Source organism: Agrobacterium sp. CG674 (assembly GCF_053521645.1).
In genome coordinates this window covers 1-17760 of sequence record NZ_JBNWDZ010000011.1, presented here as the reverse complement: position 1 = coordinate 17760, position 17760 = coordinate 1, and the positions used below count along the sequence as shown (strand labels likewise).

Here is a 17760-nt window from a genome sequence, read left to right as displayed (position 1 = left end):
TTCAAGTTTCGCCAGCGATCTGGGCTTCTACGTAGTCGGGAGCGGTAAGTCGGGAAACACCAACCGGCCGGCCCTCGTAGGCGAACTGTCGATCTTTATGATATGAAGAGCGACCGGGAGGAAAATGCCGCCGCTCTGTTTCATATAGCTTACGAAGTTGAACCATCATGTTTGCAACGCGGATGCACAAGCCACTTGGGCTGCGGAACGGCGTTCAGCAGCGAGCGCGTATATTCATGTTGCGGATCTGAGAACAGCTTTTCCGTTTCGTTTTCCTCGACCACCTTTCCCCGCTGCATGACCAGAATACGGTCTGCGAACTCTCGAACGATTGGTAGATCGTGGGTGATGAAGATGTAGGAGAGACCGAGCGAACGGCGAAGTTCTGCCAAAAGCTCAATCACCTGCATCTGGATCGAAACATCGAGGGCAGACACCGCCTCGTCGCAGACGATCAATTCCGGCTCGCTTGCTAACGCGCGTGCAATGGCAATACGCTGACGCTGACCTCCGGAAAACTGGTGGGGATGCCGCTCGGCGTGCTCGGCTTTCAGACCGACCATTTCCAGCAATTCCACAACGCGATCATTCCATCTCGGCTTGGGCAAAATGTCCTTGTGGATAGACCAGGGCTCGGAGACGATCTGGCGAACACTCATGCGCGGGTTCATAGAGCCGAACGGGTCTTGAAACACCATCTGCACGCGCCGACGAAAACCGTTCAGACCTTTCCCTTCCAGTTTGAAGATATCCTCGCCGGCAAACAGCGCCCGGCCCGCCGTCGGTTCATTGAGCCGTAGCAGCATCCTGGCAATACTGGACTTCCCGGAGCCGGATTCGCCAACAATACCGACGGTTTCTCCGCGCCGGACATCGAAGCTGACATCATCGACTGCGCGAAACTCCTGCTTGTCGGAAAACGGGCCGGAACCGAGCCTATAGTGCTTGCTGAGGTTTTCCACCTTGAGCAGCACCTCGCTGGTAATCCGCTCGCGCGCATGTGTACCTTTCGAATGGGCGTGCGGGACCGCCGCCATCAGCCGGCGCGTATAGGCATGTGCGGGGTTTGTGAAGACGTCCTGTGCCTTTCCGCTTTCCACAACTTTACCGCCGTTCATGACGATGATCCGGTCTGCCATGGCCGCTGCCACTTCCAGATCATGGGTAATCATGATCAACGCCATGCCGGTTTCGCGTTGAAGGTCGTTCAAAAGCTCAAGGATCTGCGCCTGAACGCTCACATCCAGAGCGGTCGTCGGCTCGTCTGCGATGAGGATATCCGGCTTCAAGGCAATCGCCATAGCAATCATGACGCGCTGGCGCTGGCCACCGGAAAACTGATGCGGATAATAGTCGGCCCGTGTTTTCGCATTGGGAATTCCGACTCGCTCAAGCAGTTGGATGACCTTGTCTTGAACCGAGGCGTTTGCAATGTCTGAGTGGCTTTCGAAAACCTCTGCGATCTGTCGACCCACGGTGTAAACTGGGTTGAGATAGGCAAGCGGGTCCTGAAAGATCATCGCAATCCGGCGCCCATTGAGCCCGCGTCTGCTCTCCGCATCCAGCCCAAGCAGATCATTGCCGTCAAAAACGAGCGAGCCGGAAACGATGTCGCCTGGTGGACAATCGATCAGGCTCATCACCGTACCGGTGCTGACGCTTTTACCTGAACCGCTTTCGCCGAGAATGACCAATGTTTCGCCGGAGCGGACGTTAAAGGACACATCATCGACGGCCCGGACGGGATTGCCCTCGGACAGAAAATCCACTGTCAGATTGTTAATCGACAGGATTGGAGTGTTCGACTGGGTCATCGCGCCGCCTTTCTGAGAGACTGCAAGCGCCAGCGCTGCAGCGGATCGGCAACCGTGCGCGCCCAGCTGGCGAGAAGATTGAGCGACAAAGTGGTAAGAAGGATCGCAAGACCAGGCCAGAAAGCGATCCACCAGGCAGAGGCGAGATATCCTCTGCCGTTTGCAACCATTGCGCCCCAAGTGAAGTCCGGTGGCTGGATGCCAAGGCCAAGGAAGCTGAGCGCCGATTCCGCTAGAATGACGGTTGCAAAGTCGATGGCGGCAATCGTGACCAATGTCGGAACCACTAGCGGGGCAATGTGCCGCAACAATATCCTGCTGGTACTTGCCCCCATCGACAACGCCGCACTGACGAACATGCGTTCGCGCAACTCGAGAACCTCCGCACGCGCGGTGCGGATGAAGATGGGCAAACGGGTGATGGCCAACACGATCACTAGATTCATGATACTGGGGCCGAGCGTGTAGAGAACGATCAGCGCCAGAAGCAACGATGGAAAACTCATGATGATATCTGCAAAACGCAGAATGACATGGCTGTACCAGCGCTCGGAATAGCCTGCAACGAGACCCAGCGCCCCGCCAAGCAGCATCGACGTGCAAACGGCGGCGGCGGCAATGCCAAGTGTCGTCTGCGCACCAACGATCAGGCGTGCTAGAATCGGGCGGCCCAGCGTGTCTGCTCCGAGGACATAGATGACCCCAGCATCCATTGAGAATGGTGCGAGGTTTCGCTGGCGAAGTCCCAGCTTGCCCGCCATATCGCCTATCAACAGTGGGCCGAACGATACGCAGGCGAAGAGGATCAGCAGAAAGATGGCAGCACAAAGCGCAAGTTTGTCTCGAGTGAGATAGATCAGCAATTGCCTAATATTGCCAGGAGATTTGGCAGATGGCGATGTCACAACGGCCATGGTGTCTTACCCTCAATAACGAATGCGCGGATCGAGTGCCACGTAGAGCAGGTCGATAGCGATGTTGACGACAAAGATCGCGATTGCGGTCACCAGGATTGTGGACTGCACAACGGCGAAATCTCGCTGGATGATGCTATCTATCATCAGCTTGCCGATGCCCGGCCAACCGAAAATCGTTTCCACGACAACCGCCCCGTTGATGAGACCAGTCATAAGATCGCCTGCGACTGTTATGACGGGCAGCAGAGAGTTTCGCAGCGCATGGCCAAAGATAATCTTGCGCCGCTTCATGCCCTTAGCATGCGCAGTCTTGATATAAGGCGACGCGAGTGCAGAAATCATCGTACCACGAACCACCTGCACCAAAAGGCCGAAGGGTCGCAGCATCAGCACTGTAATCGGCATAATCCAGTGCAACGCTGTCCCCGTTCCCGAGGTGGGCAGCAAACCCAAGCCGACAGCAAAGACCAGAATACCCACAATCGCCACCCAAAAATCCGGCGTGCTCGCACCCGCAAGCGAGACGACGCCTGCAACCCGATCAAACAGGCTGCCGGGACGGGCCGCGGCCAAAGCACCGACGATGATCGCCAGAGTAAAGGCAAGCGCCATTGCCACCAACGCGAGCTTCAGCGTCGCGGGAAATGCCTCAAGCGCCACCTCGATGGCTGAGCGGTTTTGACGGAGCGACTGGCCGAAATCCAGTGAAAGAAGGCTCTTGAGGTATTGGACGAACTGCACATAGATCGGCTGGTCCAGACCGTTCAGCCGCGCAAAATCCTGGCGTGCTTCAAGACTGGAATCGAGAGGCAGGTACAACGCAGACGGATCGCCCGTCATGCGCGTAAGAAAAAAGACGAGCGTCAGCAGGCCAATCACCGAAATGATACTGTGATAGGCCCGCCGACCGATATAGCCGAAAATCATGCAGAACCTCTGGTTTTCGAGTGCTGAGCGGGTGCCGGAAAAAGGTTTGGCACCCGCGAGTTCTTGAGTATCGAATGTCAGTTCTTGAGTTTAATGTTTACGAGCGGGATTTCGCTGTTGGTGCTGATATCGGGTTTCCAGTCTAGGCGTGGCCCGACGCGGGTGTAGCCAATCATGTGGAACATTGGGATATCCAGAACTTGCTCGTTGCGCGCCTTGCCGAAGATCGCCTTGAACTTAGCAGTACGATCCGCACCGGTGGAGGCGAGTGCATCGGCGATTTCCTTGTCGAACGCGCCGTCATTCACCGTCGCATAACTGCCCCCAGAGGTGTAGAAGATTGGGATAGTGAAGGCGGCATCACCTTTGTTGTTGTCATGCATCATTTGCAGCATGTTTGGACCGCGATCTTCCGGGAAAGGCTTTTGCAGGTAACGCAGCCAGTCGTTCACGTCGAGCATGGTCAGCTTGACGTTGAGGCCCGCCTCCTGCCACATGGCCGTCATCGCTTCCATGGCTTCGGAGCCGTTCGGGTAGATGCCGTTACGACCGATCATCTCGATTTCCGTGTCCACCGGAACGCCTGCGGCCTTCGCTTCTTCGACCAACACCTGTGCCTGCTCGGCGTCGTAGGTCCATGGCGCAAGCGTCTCGTCGTGACCGTTGATACCCGTAACCACCATCTGCGAGGCACGCTTGACATCTTCACCAAAAAGCTGTGCCAGACCGTCCCAGTCGATAGCCAGATTGAGGGCCTTGCGAACACGCACGTCATCGAGTGGAGCAAAGCCTGTGTCGATGCGAATGGCGGTGGTTTCCGAGTTCAGATAGGCAAAATCGGTTTCTTGATTGGTCGCGTCCTGAATGGCGATGGACGGCGTAAGATCGGCCTCGCCGGTTTGCACCATGGCAGCGCGGATCGAGGATTCCGGGCGCCAGACATAGGTTGCCTTGGTAAAGGCCGGCTTGTCGCCCCAATAGCCCTCAAAGGCATCTAGAATGACAGTTTGCTGATTGAAGCTCGACAACTTGTAAGGCCCGGTTCCGACGGGATCGTTGACGGCCTTGTCGGCTGGTGTCTTTGGCGAAACGACCATCACGACGCTCAAAAGTGTCGGCAAGATCGGCTGGGGCGTGTCGGACTTGATCTCCACGGTTTGGTCGTCAACGACAGATACTGTAAGCTTCGCACTCCCGAATTTGGCGATGTTGCTGCAAGTGACTTTGCCACCTGTCATGCGCTCGATGGAGTATTTTACGGCTTCGGCGTTCAGCGCCTCGCCATCCTGAAATTTGACGCCCTCACGGATCTTAATCTGCCATGTATTCGGGTCTTTCTGCGTCCATTCGGTCGCAAGTGCAGGTTTCGGTTGGCCCGAAGCGGCATCGATCACCGTCAGCGGTTCGACCACGTTGCGGCTCAAAATCTGTCCGACGTTGGTGATAATAGTGCCGCAGGGTTCAAGATTGGCAGGCTGTTCCGGCAAAACGATCCGTATTTCCGACGCATTCTGCCCCGCCACATGACTTGCCGATCCCAAGACCGCCAAGGCACCCGCGATTAAACACATTGATTTCATTTGCACTCCTCCCAAGTGAAACTGTTGCAAGCAAGCCTGCTGGCCCGGACAATCTCCGTCACCGCAGGCGCATGTTTCTCGAAGCCTCGGACACGTCGCCCAGGCTCCTTAATCTTCAAACGCGCACCACCCACAGAATCGCAGCCGGAACAACCTGTCGATGTGGCTTGAAATCGGGGCTGCGCGATTGCGACATATAACTTCAGTAAATATGCGGACTACGGCTGGCCAACCGGTATGCTATTGCGCTTGCAAACTTACGATGAAGAACCCATATGATAACTTATAATATGAGTCAATCAGAGATATGATTTACTCGTTGAGAGGACCTGTTCGCAGCAATGCTGCAAACGCCGTGACCTGCTAGTTCGCAAATTATCCCGCCTAAAACAATGTTTCCCTTTAGCTGCATCATCATAACAATTTTGAAGAGATAGTATGTTTCTCCTTAAGCAGTGAGAGCTGGCTTGGTTTGTCCGAACAGTTTTGGGCGTTTCGCCAAGTGGATTTCCGCCTCGATTATGCCGCCCAATTAAGTGTGCCAACGCGTTGAACTGGGCCTGATCCGGCGTCTGCCGGTCAAGGGATGAATGTGGGCGTCGACTATTATAGAAGGTCAGATATCAGCCAATGCCGACACGGGCCTCGAACACTGTCTTGTAGCTCGATCCCGACCGGAGTGTGTCGCTGGTGCGCTCCCAGCCGCACATGTCTGTCGACCTCTGCCTTCTTCACCTAGCAAGGTCCGGACTAAGCAGGAAATGGTCGAGCCCCAAGTCCGCGTCGCGCCCATAGGCATTTCGGAAAAAGTCCCAAAACGTGTAGGTTCGCTCTCCCGGATGCATTTCAGGTAGCGCATCCGTGCAGCCCGAGAGACAATTTCGGAAGGCGTCGTGCATGCCCGTGCGGTACAGTGCATCGTCCGTCCAACACTCCGATTTGTAGACGTCCAATTCCGTCGGCATAGAGCCCGTTGCTATACGAACTGGGTTTGTGTTTCGGTCTACTCCTTTGCCCTGTCGGCAAGCATACCGACCATCACATCCGACTGAGAAATGATCCCGGCAAGTTTCTTGTCGCCGCTTACAACCGGCAGATAGTGTAAGCCCTGTTCTGCCAGAATGATGATCGCATCTTCGACTGGCGTCTCTGGGGACACAGTTTTAACTGGATATGTCATGATGTCTTTAACCGTGCCGTTGGGAGCGCTTCGTCCTGAGAATATCAGCTGAATTCGTTGAACAAGGCCGATGGTCGGGCGGCCGCTTGCCCAGCTTGCTTTGTCGAGCAAGTCTGTCTGAGTCACGATGCCAACGACCACCGCGTTATCATTTGTCACAGGTAGAGCCTTAAAATGGTGGTTGCGCATCAATTCATGAGCGGTTTTCAAGGGATCATCCGGCGCGACGCCGACAACGTCGCGGGACATGATACTCGCGCACGCCAGATGTGTGGCTCGACGGCGGTAGGAGCGCAGTTCAGTGCGGCGCAGTATCGTTTCAAGATCGTCGCGATCGATGTCCAACACCTGATCGAAGTCCTTCAGGACATCATCCAGATCGGCCGACGAGAAACCGATGCGCTGGACTGGCGTCGGGTCTTTCATGCCGTGGTTGGTTGGCTGAATGCGCATCGCGTGCGGATAGCGACGGCCAGTCAAATTGTTGAAGATGAACGCCACGGTGAGAAGCGCTATGGAATTGCCCATCACCGGCCAGAGCACGAAGCCATAGCCAAGATCGTGAATGGCCGATCCGCCAAGAACTGCCGTCAAAGCCACTGCACCGCTTGGTGGGTGCAGGCAGCGTAGAGCCATCATGGCCGCTATGGCGATGCTAATGGCGAGCCCCGCGGCCGCGAAGGGATCCACACCAGCTTTGCAATTGCAACACCGACAACCACGGAGACGATATTGCCGCAGAGAATGCACCATGGCTGTGCGAGCGGGCTGGAGGGAACCGCAAACAGCAGGACGGCGGACGCCCCCATTGGTGCGATCAAAGCAGGCAGCGTCGCGATATCTCTGATTGCCAGATGCCGCAGTAAGCCCGTCAAGAGAATGCCAATCAATACACCCGTTGCTGAACGAAGCCGCTCCTTGTAACTAACCGGCATTGCTTCCGGCAGGATCAGGCCCAACAGATTTCTCATTCTGTATTAAGGTTACAAGCGCGTGTAACCACTTGCTTTCCGAGTGGCCCCATATTGGGCAGTGAGGGGCGCGCGGTTTTGACCGTGACCGCAATACAAGCTAAGACAAGTAATCGGTGGAAGCGATGTTTCACTGCCACAGGCTCAATCGGTCTTTGGTTTCATGCGGGCCTGGGGACTTTGTGGAACCCCAGTCTCGCTTATGTGATCGAATTGGCTGCTTTAGTTAGCGAACATCTGTCGATATGCTGTCCTGGATGATGGCAGCCCTGTAGGCGCCCATTTCATGGAGGGACCGTGAAAAGGCCCATCCCCCTCCATGCCACCCCTAGCCGTCTGCCATGGTCTCTGAGCCCCCTTAGAGCAGGCAAACCTATAGAGGGTGACGCGCTACCACCCGAATTACAGCATAGGTGCAGCGGTAGCCGACAATGCTAGCGTGATGCATCCGACTGAGGAGGTGACGTGGCGGGCAGTATTTGTCAAAATGAAATCGATTCCGTTGGCGGAGCCCTGAAATTGACTACAGTTCTTTCTAATAGCAATGCCTTGAAGATCGGAGTGAAACCATGACGGAGGAGGAGCCAAGGCTTACCTGGTGGATCGCGCGGTGGGTGTTGCTCGCACTGGCCATTCCGGGAGCTTCACAATCCGCTCTGGCAAATGCACCGCGGCTTGGACCTTTCGAATTGCCAAGACCGAGCGAACTTAGCGTTTTTCTCAATGACCAGGCCTTTAGCCCCTATGAAGCGCTGAACGGATCTTTCACTTCCTCGAAGCGCTGCGCCGCTGTTCCTAATGGCCTGTGGATCGAAATTGACGGCGAGGGAGATTGTATCCGCTACTATCCGCAAGGGTTAGCCGATAGTGAGAACCAGATTGCCCTTGTCTACTTCGGCGGTGACGTGATGCTGCGCAATCCCAAGGGCGTTCGTTTCATAACTGATTCCTATGCCCGGCAATCACCTGCTACGATCACGACGGAAATGGCAGAATGGGCCCACAAAGCCGGCCACCCTGTTATTTTCATGGCGCGCCCCGGCATCTATGGTTCTTCGGGCGATCACAACAAGCGCCGCCATCTGCGCGAAATATTGCTAATGGATCGCGCGCTTGACCTGATCAAGGAAAAACACAAAATATCGAGCTTCATTCTAACTGGCCACTCTGCTGGCGGCCAGATCGTGGCAGCTCTCCTGAATAGGCGCAGGGATGTCTCCGCGGTCGTCATCACCTCCGGCCTTGTCTCGGTGAAACAGGTATCCGCCTTCTGGGAGCGAAGACGACGGCTTCCGGGTAAGCTCCTCTACAATGCGGCCGCGTTTTACGATCCCATCGATGAAATTGACGGGATTCGAACCGATCCTCGACCAGACATCTATCTTCTCTCCGACCCGGAGGATCGCGCCGTTCCGTTTTTCAGTCAGCTCTTTTATGTCAGGCGCCTGCGCGCCGCAGGCTTCGAGCCGCACCATATCTATGTTCAGGCCACGGACCGCCAGCGCCATATTCTCGCCTATCACGGACGCCTTGCTGCCGCCCTGATCGCTCAGGGCCGTTCACCGATCAACATCCGCCGCGCTATCCATGAGATGGAACTTGAACAACTCAAATAGCTGTTCTGCTCGCTTGTGTGGAAACAGACCTACGCAGCGGAGCTGTCTTCAGCAATTTTCTTTAGCCACTCGACAAGTTCGTGCATTCCCGTGCTATGCGATCCCTTGAGAAGAACCACGTCCCCGTCGGCCAGCCGCTCGCGGAGAACGTCCTTCAGTGCCTGCCCCGTTCGGGCATGGAAACCACGCAAGGCAGGCGGAATTGCTTCCCAGAAGTCGATGTAAAGCTCACCGATAACATGGACTTCATCGATCGAACGATTTTGCATGAATGTTGCAAGCTCGGTGTGATAAGCGACCGCGCCGGGACCCAGCTCCGCCATCTCGCCCAGGACAGCAATGCGTCGCCGCCCGCATGGGTGATCACTCAATCGGGCCAGAGCAGCGCGCATAGAACCCGGATTGGCGTTATAGGCGTCGTCAATCACGGTCAACCTGCGTCCATCGAGCGAAAGATGAATCTCCTCTCCGCGTCCCGGCAGAGCCGCAAAACTTTCCAGCTGTGCGATCGCTGGCTCAAGTGGATGACCCAGCGCGGAAACAGCGGCAAGGACCGCAAGGCCATTCAGTGCCATGTGATAGCCGGCGGCGCCTATCCGGAAGATGATCTCCCGGTCTCTGATCCGCGCATGCGCCTGCTGGTTTGCCGCGTCGTAGCGCAGAAGCCGACAAATGCATTCTTCCGAGGTCCCGTAGGTGACAACGTCGAGCTTTTGCCGACGCGCCGCTGCATGCACCGTGTCCCACTCCAGCATATCGCGGTTGAGGACGGCCTTGTCGCCCGGCGCCATGCCCAGAAAGATTGCGCTTTTTGTCCGGGCAATATCTGTGATCGTACTCCTTTCGTTGAGGTGGGCTGGCAGAACATTGGTGAAGATTGCGACCTTCGGTCGCGCCATTCGGGCACTGATCGCCATTTTACCGATGGCCAGTTCCAACACCACGTGTGGGGCGTCCCACGGGATAGAGGCGAGGTTCCAGGCCACGCCCGCGGGCAGGTTCGCATTATGGTGGCTTTTGCCGACATCGCCCCAAGCAGAAAGCGCGTGAGCCAGCATGGCGACAACTGTGGTCTTACCGGCACTGCCAGTTACCGCAAGCACATTACCGCTCATCCGGGTGCGTGCATAATCGCCCATTGACAAAGTCGCCTGCATGTTATCCGTCACCCGGAGCACCGGCCCCTCCAGACCGTAGGCCAGTTCCGGATTTGTGGTGATGTAACCTGCCGGCTTTTCGCGATCGATGAGCCTATGCAGCGGCACCCCCGTCGTGTCTTTCCCGCCGCGCAGGACGACAATATCGTTGGGCTGCATGGCCGGCGCGTATGTGCAGAGCCCTTTTGCTGTCCAGCATTCTGGCGGTGGCTGAACCCAGGATCCCCCGGTTGCCGCCGCAACATGAGCCGCATCCCACTGTCTGGCATCGGGGCCAACCCCTCCCTTCGATATATCAGGGCGGCGATGACCGGTGAACACTGCGTGTTGGCGGATAACTTCACGGAATACTGCCCTCTGCTTAAGATAGCTGCGATAGGCGACGAAGCCGGAGAGATAGTGCTCGACATCGTCAATCCGGACGCGGAAAGCATGATGACGGATGAAGAAGGAACCTGTGATGCGGTCGGGGTTGCGGTAATACATCGCCATTTCGGGCCAAAAGTGGCCGTTAAGCAGATGGTGCGCACGTTTCTCAAGTGCCCTTTCGAAATGCGCAAGATCGATCTCTTTCAACAGACCATGCAGGTTCGGCTCGGCCGCAATCCGCGACAATGTCTGGCGCGCCGCCATCATCAGTTCGAGCAACGTCGGAAAAGTGGTGATCCGATTTTCCACGAAGTCGAGGTAATTGGCGATGTTGCGGATGGCGAAACGGAAATACCGCTGCTTGGGCTTGTGACGCGTAAGTTCGTTGACGCAATACCCCAGCCAGTGGTCGTGATGTTTCCAGTACTCCTTGGCAATGAAGTGCTCGAATGCTTTTTCCACGGTTTCGAGCCACTGCGGGTCTCTTGTGAGATCATAGAGGCGCATGAGGCCGAAAGCAGCTTCGCCCTCATAGTAGATAGTGCGGTGTCGCTGCTTAATCGAAAGATCGGGAAACTGAAGGACATGCACGAAAGCGCCCGTCTCCGGATTCTGCATGTGGCGTATGCCGCATGCAAGCCGCTCGGCGAGCCCACTCCGTTCCATCTGGCCTGTGACTGCCATATATTTTGTGAATGCCAGGATCGCAACGGCATTGCCGCCGAGCTTGATCTCTCCGTCTGCCTCAACAAGGAAGGCGGCTGGCAGGCCATCGGGAAGGACCACTGACCTGATCAGATGAGTCTCGAGGTAAACGAGCGCCCGTTCAATCGCCTTTTTTAGTTGCCTGTCATGTGTGACTTCCCAGGCTTCTATCATGGCATAGGTCGTGCTTGCGTGGCGTAGCCCATTGTAAGTCTCAATACGTCGATCGAAGCAGGCGTGATAACCGTAAACGAATGAACCATCTGCTTTAACTTGCCGCGAGAGATAGGCAGAGGAATCGCGAAGCAACTGCAGAACAACGCCTCCGTCCAGCCGATCCAAGGTCCGGCGTCCTGCATCGAGACCATTTCCCTCGATCAGGTGCAGACTTCCGGCCTCGTCGCAAAAGACGCCTTTCGTCGAAAAGAGAAAGATCGTGCTGTTTGGTGGAAAGCTCAAGGAAGGCAGATCTACATAGCGTCCGCGGGCATAGAGGTTGAAATTCTTTTCGTTCAATACGGCATTGGTCAGCGTGTTTCCGCCATAGAGCATCGCGTTCGCGTTCAACTCATGTTCGGTAAAGGCATGGCGGAATGCCGGATCAAGCGCAATTCCGAAACGGAAATAATTGCGCTTTACCTTGCCCAGCAGTGACCGCAGCCGCGCCCACGTAGTCTTTTCAGCAATCTCCACCCAATCGACTCGGACCCAACGCCCTTGAATGTTTTCGCTACCCATGATGGCAAGGAGCTGACTCACACCCTGTTGCCAGGCGGAATCGAGAGACGGACCTGAGACATTGACGACCTGTGCCCGCCTGTCTCCATCGGAAACAGAAAAGAACAATGCCACTTGAGGCAACGGGTATGCCAAAAGATGAATCCGGTTTTCTAGGAGGCTTCGTATGCCGAAAAGCCGCTCGTGTATGCCCTGCGGCTTGTTTGCCGGAGACACTCTCGCCTTAACGTTCACGCAACGCCTCCTGGGCCTTGTTGAAAGGCTTGATGAGGTATTCCAGCACGGTCTTCTCACCTGTGTGAATGTCGACATTCGCGACCATGCCGGGAACGATCGGGAATTCCCGACCAGCCGAATTGACCAGCGCGTCCTTCTCCGCCTTGATGAACACGCGGTAGTAATAAATCTCCCGATCGACCTCGTCCTGTATCGTATCCGGTGAAATTGTTGTCACTTTGCCGTCAAGGCTGCCATAGACAGCATAGTCATAGGCACTGATCTTGACGCTCGCGCGCTGGCCGGGATGGATATAGGCGACGTCTCGTGGGGAAATCCGCGCCTCAATAAGAAGCTCGTCACCTAGCGGGATGATGTCCATAAGTTTGCCGTTGGGGGGCACAACGCCACCGATTGTCGACACCTCAATGTTTTTCACAATACCACGCACCGGCGAACGATGCGTGAGGCGGGCAAGACTGTCCGCGCGACCGGCTACAATCGGGAAGAGAGAATTCACTTCGGCGTTCGCCTTCGTCAGCTCCTCGCGTGCCTTTACGACATATTCCGACTTGATCTCGACCTTCTTGAGTTCAAGCTCCACGCTCTGCCGACGCAGGCGAATAACCTCGACATTACTGGCCGCACCGACAGACCTCAATTCTTCATTGAGTTTCAGTTCGCTGGAGACAAGCGAAAGTGATTCCTCGATCCAGCGCAGGGACTCTTCGAGCGCCCGCCGGCGAGCTGTGTAAAGTTCGGTCTCCGAAGAAATCAGTACGGGGTAGGCGTCAAGTGACGGAGGAAACGATAAAGCTGTTCCTTTGACTTCAGCTTCAAGCCGAGTAGCTGCGGCGAGCGCCGCCCTATACTTCGCTGCGCTTTCCTCCACATCGGACTGGCTCTTGGTCGGATCGAGCTGTGCGAGAATCTGCCCTGGTTCAACCACCTGGTCTTCACGTACGTGAAGCGTTGCGACAATCCCGCCTTCAAGCGACTGGATGACCTGTTCGCGGCTGGTCGGGATTACACGACCGTCCCCTGTAGAGACCTCGTCCAGCGTTGCAAAATAGGCCCAGATCAGCATTGCTACCAGAAGTGCTACGAACAGCTGTACGACGCGTGCGGAACGGATGAGGTACCGCCCGTCATCGTCACCGAATGCCCACCCCCCGCGCCTTGTGAAATCGCGTTCACTGAAAACCGCCATTTACACCTCCTGCGTCGTTTTGAAGGGGAAACCAGCCATCGCCGCTGCGGGTTTCTTTTCGGGCATTTTTCGCCGCACACCGTTCGGCGATGCTATCTTGTTGACACCACGCAGAGTGTTGAGAACCCCCTCCTTGCTGCCATCAAGAATGATCTGCCCATTCTCAACGACGATGACGCGTTGAACCAGCTCCAGAACGCGCATGCGGTGCGTTGCAACGATCACTGTCCGCTCGGCACTCCACGACCGGAATCGCGTGATGAAGTGCCGCTCGCTCGTTTCGTCCATCGCCGCGGTCGGCTCATCAAGCAGAACGACAGCCGGATCTCGAATGAGGAGACGCGCTAGAAGCAGTGCCTGTTTCTGACCACCTGAAAGGCCTCTTCCGCCCTCAAGGATGGGGTGGTCGAGCCCGCGCGGCAGCTTGCGCACGAAGTCATCTGCTCCTGTCATCGTAAGCGCGTCGAGCAGCAAGGTTTCCGGTGCATGCAATGCGCCAAGGGTAACGTTTTCACGGATGGTTCCATGAAAGAGGCGTGAGTCCTGAGTCAAGAGTCCAACATTCCGGCGCAGATCGGAGGGATCGACCTGTGAAAGTGCGAGGTCGTCGATCAGCATTTCGCCGGCTGCCGGTTCAACCATGCCCGCCATGGCCGAGAGAAGGGTAGATTTTCCGGCACCATTCTTGCCGAGAACGGCGACTTTCTCTCCCGCAGTTATTGACAGGTCCCCGATCGCAAGCGCTGGCCGCCCTGCATTAGTGCCGTAGTGAAAGGCCGCGCCCCTGATCCTGTATGCTCCACGCAAGGTGGGAACACTCACGCGCGTTTCGCTGTCAGGGTGATCGGAAGGCATACGCAAAATGGCGTCGATGCTTTTCAACCCCACCTTGGCCTGCTGAAACCGGCCGAGAATCTGTGTGAGTTGTGCCATGGGTGCCATCATGCGGGAGCCGAGAATGGAACATGCAACGAGAGAGCCCGTTGTCATGTCTCCTTCCATGACGAGCGGCGCACCGACGACGACGACCGCCGCGAAAGTGCCCGTCTGCACGGTATGGCTCCAGGCTGCGAGGCTACTGGTTATGGCTCGCAGACGCAGCTGACCGTCGGCCGAGACGGCATTGTAGTGGTTCCAGCGCTGCTGAAAATGGTCCTCAGCCTGCAGCGTCTTGATGTCCTCTATGCCCTGAACGGCCTCCACAAGCATCGCGTTGCGGAGCGACGATTCGCGCATCGCTTCACTGGCAGCAGCGCGAAGTCCGCGCTGGGCCAGCAGTCCGGGCAATACGAGAAGAAAAAGAGCCGCAATCGGAATGATGACGATGGGTCCCCCAATCAACCAGAATATGAACAGGAACAAAATAAAGAAGGGAAGGTCCGCGACGGCGGAAACGGTGGTGGAGGTCAAGAGTTCGCGGACCTGCTCCAGGTCTCGCAACTGGGCGATGAACGTGCCGGTGGAGGTGGGCCGTTCCTGGTTCTTCACGCGCATCGCATGACCGAACACGAGATCGGAGATGCGCATGTCGGTACGTTTGCCGACGATATCTATAATGCGGGTGCGAAGACGGCGCATGATGAAGTCGAAGAACGCTGCCAGCAGCACGCCGATGAACAAGACATAAAGGGTGTTGAACGACTTGGCCGGCACCACCCGGTCATAAACCTGCATCGAGAACATGACGCCACCCAGTGCCAGAATATTGGCAACAAGCGATGCCAGCATGACATGGCTATAGGAGCCGATGTCGCGAAATGCGATCGAGCGGAACCAATGTTCCCGGTAAGGAGCAATATAGCCATCGACCCGCTCATCGACCGTTCCGCGCTGCGGACGCGCGATAATGACGAAGTCGGTCTGCCGCAGCAGATCATCAAGCGCCAGCACTGTGGCGACGCCGGCGTCTCCGCTGAGGACGATGGATACGTCCCTGTTGGCGGCCAAGGCTGTTACGACACCAATTGAACCGTCAGAGAGCTTCACGATCACCGGCAATCGCCAGCTTGTGAGAAGGCGCGGCGACGGTACTGCACGTTTGATCTGCAAGCCCAGCTTGCTTGCCAGGCGCATGAGACAATCATCTGTATTGATCGCCTGCATGGCTTGGGCGAGCTGTCGCGCTCCACCCGCCGAAAAAGGCACACCGTAGTGACGCGCCACATATTGAAGGGCCTCGCTCCAGCTCTCGAAATCGGAGCCAGCGTCAGAATCGGGCCATTGCTCCGTCGTCATGTCGGAAAGGGGCATGGGATTTCCTTTGTAACGGCATGGGGGCGTTTATGTCCCCATGCCGTCCTTGGATCGTTTCAGATTACAGTCGAATGCGTGGAACTCAATTCGTCTTCGGCCACCAGATGGCCGAAGGGGTCGACAGGCATCTCCACCGGATCGGGCGTCTCCGCAAGACCTGCGTGCTCCTCAGTCGAACTCAGATCAGCGTCACCATCCTCGGGTTCACTCAGAGCAGCGAGACCATCAAGCGGGACGGTCAATTCTTCAGATTCCTCCTCGATCAGGCGAGAGAGCTCGTCATCACTCTCCGAACTTGAGACAAATGGATCACCACTTTCCGCCAAATCAATGCTGTCGAGACCGGTTATATCCTCGGCAAAGAACATCATCGCCTGATCCGGCACGCCTGCGCCGGAGGGGTCGACGGTCACGACAAGGGACGATTGCTCGACCTCTCCCGACGGATGTGTGAGCTGATACTCGAAGGTCTCGGTTTGCGATGTGGCGAAATGGGGGAGATTCGGGTGCAACTCATAGCTGTAGCTGCCATCGGCGTCGATGGTTAGCGTACCATATTCACCGTCGATCGTTCTGGTGCCCGTCACATCCACGAAGCTTGTTCCGTCAAATACCTGGAACTGGGTAAAGGTGGAACCCAAATCATCATTGGTAAGCAGATTACCGCTGTCACCGGTCGCGGTCCCGACCTCATATTGGTCGGTGTATGTCACATCGATATCGGTTGTTATGGTCGCTGACACATTTACCAACGTTCCACTCAATGTCGACCGGACACGGTAGGTACCGGCGAGGAGATCGAGTTCAGCCAAATCTATCGACGCCACGGTGCCGAGCCCGCCAACAATAATGTTGAAGGAGTCGCTTGCTACCTGCTGCCAGTTGCCTGGTGTTGTTTCACGCTCGAGATAAAGCACACCATTCGACAGAGCCGCTAGCAGGACGGATGCGTTGATGCTGCCGGAAACCTCCATGCTGTCGGTGACTACGAAACTGCTGCTGGTGTAGGTGCTCGTCTGTCCAAGGCCGCCAGAAAGCAACGTAGAACCGGTGGCGGTGAAGAAATCGTCGTCCGTCACATTGCTCCAGATGACGGAAGCGTCTGCGCTATCTCCCGTTGTGGCAAACTCGAACGTCGCCGGAAGGCCGGGGTCGGTGTTACTCCAGGTCAGCGCTACATTGTCGCTGCCGATCTGGACGTAAAGAGTTGCTGGACTAGTATTGCCGTCGGAATCTGTAACTACATAGTCAAACCGGTCCACCTTGCCGATCCCCGCTCCATTGGCGAAGGGCGTATAGGTGTAAGATCCGTCGGAACGTATGAGAAGCTCGCCGAAATCACCCTGTATGGTCACTCCGTCCTGATCGACGGCCTGGCCATCGATGCTCTGCACCGTCGTTCCAGCCGGGACTACGTCATTGTCGAGGACATTACCGCTCACAGCAACAGGGTCGTAACCGCCATTTTCTGTAAAGTCATAGTCCGTGCCATCGAGCGTCAGTGTGCCGCCAACGCCCACACCGAGCAGGCCATTGAATCCCATGAAGGCTCGGTATTCCCCCGGTTCCAGACCCGGCACGGTGCCACTGGTTCCGCCAAAAAGCGACAGGGACAGGATCGTGGCAGGACCTCCTCCGTCGATGCTGGTCCATTGCTGGGTCGAGGGATCCCACTTCTGCACCACAAGACTGTAGTTGCCTAGCGCGCCTGCACCGATGAGCCCGCTGAAATCGAAGTTGAGATCCTGTGTATGGCCGGTCTCCACATCAAATCCGATTGTATCCGCAAATAACTGCAGGTCTAGTCCGGCGAGACTCACGACGGCCAGGTAGGTATCGCTCCCCAGCGAAACATCCTCTGTCACGGTGGGTAGAAGATTCACCTCAGCCGTAGCCACATCATCCGTGGGTTCGAGATCCGCATCCGCATCGGCGTCAGCATCGGCATCAGCGTCGGCATCCGCGTCGGCATCGGCGTCCGCATCGGCATCGGCATCGGCATCGGCATCAGCGTCGGCATCCGCGTCGGCATCGGCATCTGCATCTGCATCGGCATCTGCATCAGCATCCGCGTCAGCATCGGCATCAGCGTCAGCATCAGCATCGG

Annotated in this window: 9 protein-coding genes and 2 pseudogenes; 1 reads left to right on the top strand and 10 read right to left on the bottom strand. The window is 56.5% G+C overall.

The window, feature by feature from the left end:
* Positions 1 to 149 precede the first annotated feature (149 nt).
* The 6 genes and pseudogenes from ACQZ51_RS21575 to ACQZ51_RS21550 form a co-directional block, all read right to left on the bottom strand.
* Positions 150 to 1814: an ABC transporter ATP-binding protein gene (locus tag ACQZ51_RS21575; RefSeq protein ID WP_448780433.1), complete on the bottom strand. Its 1665-nt coding sequence runs from the start codon at positions 1812 to 1814 to the stop codon at positions 150 to 152.
* A complete protein-coding gene (locus ACQZ51_RS21570; RefSeq protein ID WP_448780431.1) occupies positions 1811 to 2728 on the bottom strand; it encodes an ABC transporter permease in 918 nt (305 codons plus the stop codon). Before ACQZ51_RS21570 ends, ACQZ51_RS21575 begins: the two co-directional genes overlap by 4 nt.
* Before the next feature lie 12 nt (positions 2729 to 2740).
* The gene (locus ACQZ51_RS21565; protein ID WP_448780429.1) at positions 2741 to 3658 is read right to left on the bottom strand and encodes an ABC transporter permease; all 918 of its coding nucleotides are present in this window, start codon (positions 3656 to 3658) and stop codon (positions 2741 to 2743) included.
* A 77-nt stretch (positions 3659 to 3735) separates the two neighbouring features.
* Positions 3736 to 5238: an ABC transporter substrate-binding protein gene (locus ACQZ51_RS21560; protein ID WP_448780427.1), complete on the bottom strand. Its 1503-nt coding sequence runs from the start codon at positions 5236 to 5238 to the stop codon at positions 3736 to 3738.
* 530 nt (positions 5239 to 5768) lie between these two features.
* Positions 5769 to 5903 (bottom strand): annotated as a pseudogene (locus tag ACQZ51_RS21555) (integrase core domain-containing protein); the annotation flags it as partial.
* A gap of 338 nt (positions 5904 to 6241) precedes the next feature.
* Positions 6242 to 7389 (bottom strand): annotated as a pseudogene (locus tag ACQZ51_RS21550) (HPP family protein).
* 569 nt (positions 7390 to 7958) lie between these two features.
* On the opposite strand from ACQZ51_RS21550, the gene ACQZ51_RS21545 reads away from it, so the two are divergent.
* Positions 7959 to 9005: an alpha/beta hydrolase family protein gene (locus tag ACQZ51_RS21545; protein ID WP_448780426.1), complete on the top strand. Its 1047-nt coding sequence runs from the start codon at positions 7959 to 7961 to the stop codon at positions 9003 to 9005.
* Between the two features lie 29 nt (positions 9006 to 9034).
* Here ACQZ51_RS21545 and ACQZ51_RS21540 read toward each other — a convergent pair whose 3' ends face one another.
* The 4 genes from ACQZ51_RS21540 to ACQZ51_RS21525 form a co-directional block, all read right to left on the bottom strand.
* Positions 9035 to 12109, bottom strand: coding sequence for a UDP-N-acetylmuramoyl-tripeptide--D-alanyl-D-alanine ligase (locus ACQZ51_RS21540; protein WP_448780424.1), 3075 nt, complete (start codon positions 12107 to 12109; stop codon positions 9035 to 9037).
* 88 nt (positions 12110 to 12197) lie between these two features.
* Positions 12198 to 13400 (bottom strand): HlyD family efflux transporter periplasmic adaptor subunit, encoded by a 1203-nt coding sequence (locus ACQZ51_RS21535; RefSeq protein ID WP_448780422.1) that lies wholly within the window; start codon positions 13398 to 13400, stop codon positions 12198 to 12200.
* Positions 13401 to 15650: a type I secretion system permease/ATPase gene (locus ACQZ51_RS21530; protein ID WP_448780421.1), complete on the bottom strand. Its 2250-nt coding sequence runs from the start codon at positions 15648 to 15650 to the stop codon at positions 13401 to 13403. It lies immediately after the preceding gene.
* A gap of 59 nt (positions 15651 to 15709) precedes the next feature.
* The coding region (locus tag ACQZ51_RS21525; protein WP_448780419.1) for a BapA/Bap/LapF family large adhesin at positions 15710 to 17760 on the bottom strand (2051 nt) is incomplete at its 5' end.

Coding starts and splice junctions, on each gene's coding strand:
- ACQZ51_RS21565 (WP_448780429.1), bottom strand. CDS start 3,658: ATGATTTTCGGCTATATCGGTCGGCGGGCCTATCACAGTATCATTTCG.
- ACQZ51_RS21530 (WP_448780421.1), bottom strand. CDS start 15,650: ATGCCCCTTTCCGACATGACGACGGAGCAATGGCCCGATTCTGACGCT.
- ACQZ51_RS21545 (WP_448780426.1), top strand. CDS start 7,959: ATGACGGAGGAGGAGCCAAGGCTTACCTGGTGGATCGCGCGGTGGGTG.
- ACQZ51_RS21575 (WP_448780433.1), bottom strand. CDS start 1,814: ATGACCCAGTCGAACACTCCAATCCTGTCGATTAACAATCTGACAGTG.
- ACQZ51_RS21535 (WP_448780422.1), bottom strand. CDS start 13,400: ATGGCGGTTTTCAGTGAACGCGATTTCACAAGGCGCGGGGGGTGGGCA.
- ACQZ51_RS21570 (WP_448780431.1), bottom strand. CDS start 2,728: ATGGCCGTTGTGACATCGCCATCTGCCAAATCTCCTGGCAATATTAGG.
- ACQZ51_RS21560 (WP_448780427.1), bottom strand. CDS start 5,238: ATGAAATCAATGTGTTTAATCGCGGGTGCCTTGGCGGTCTTGGGATCG.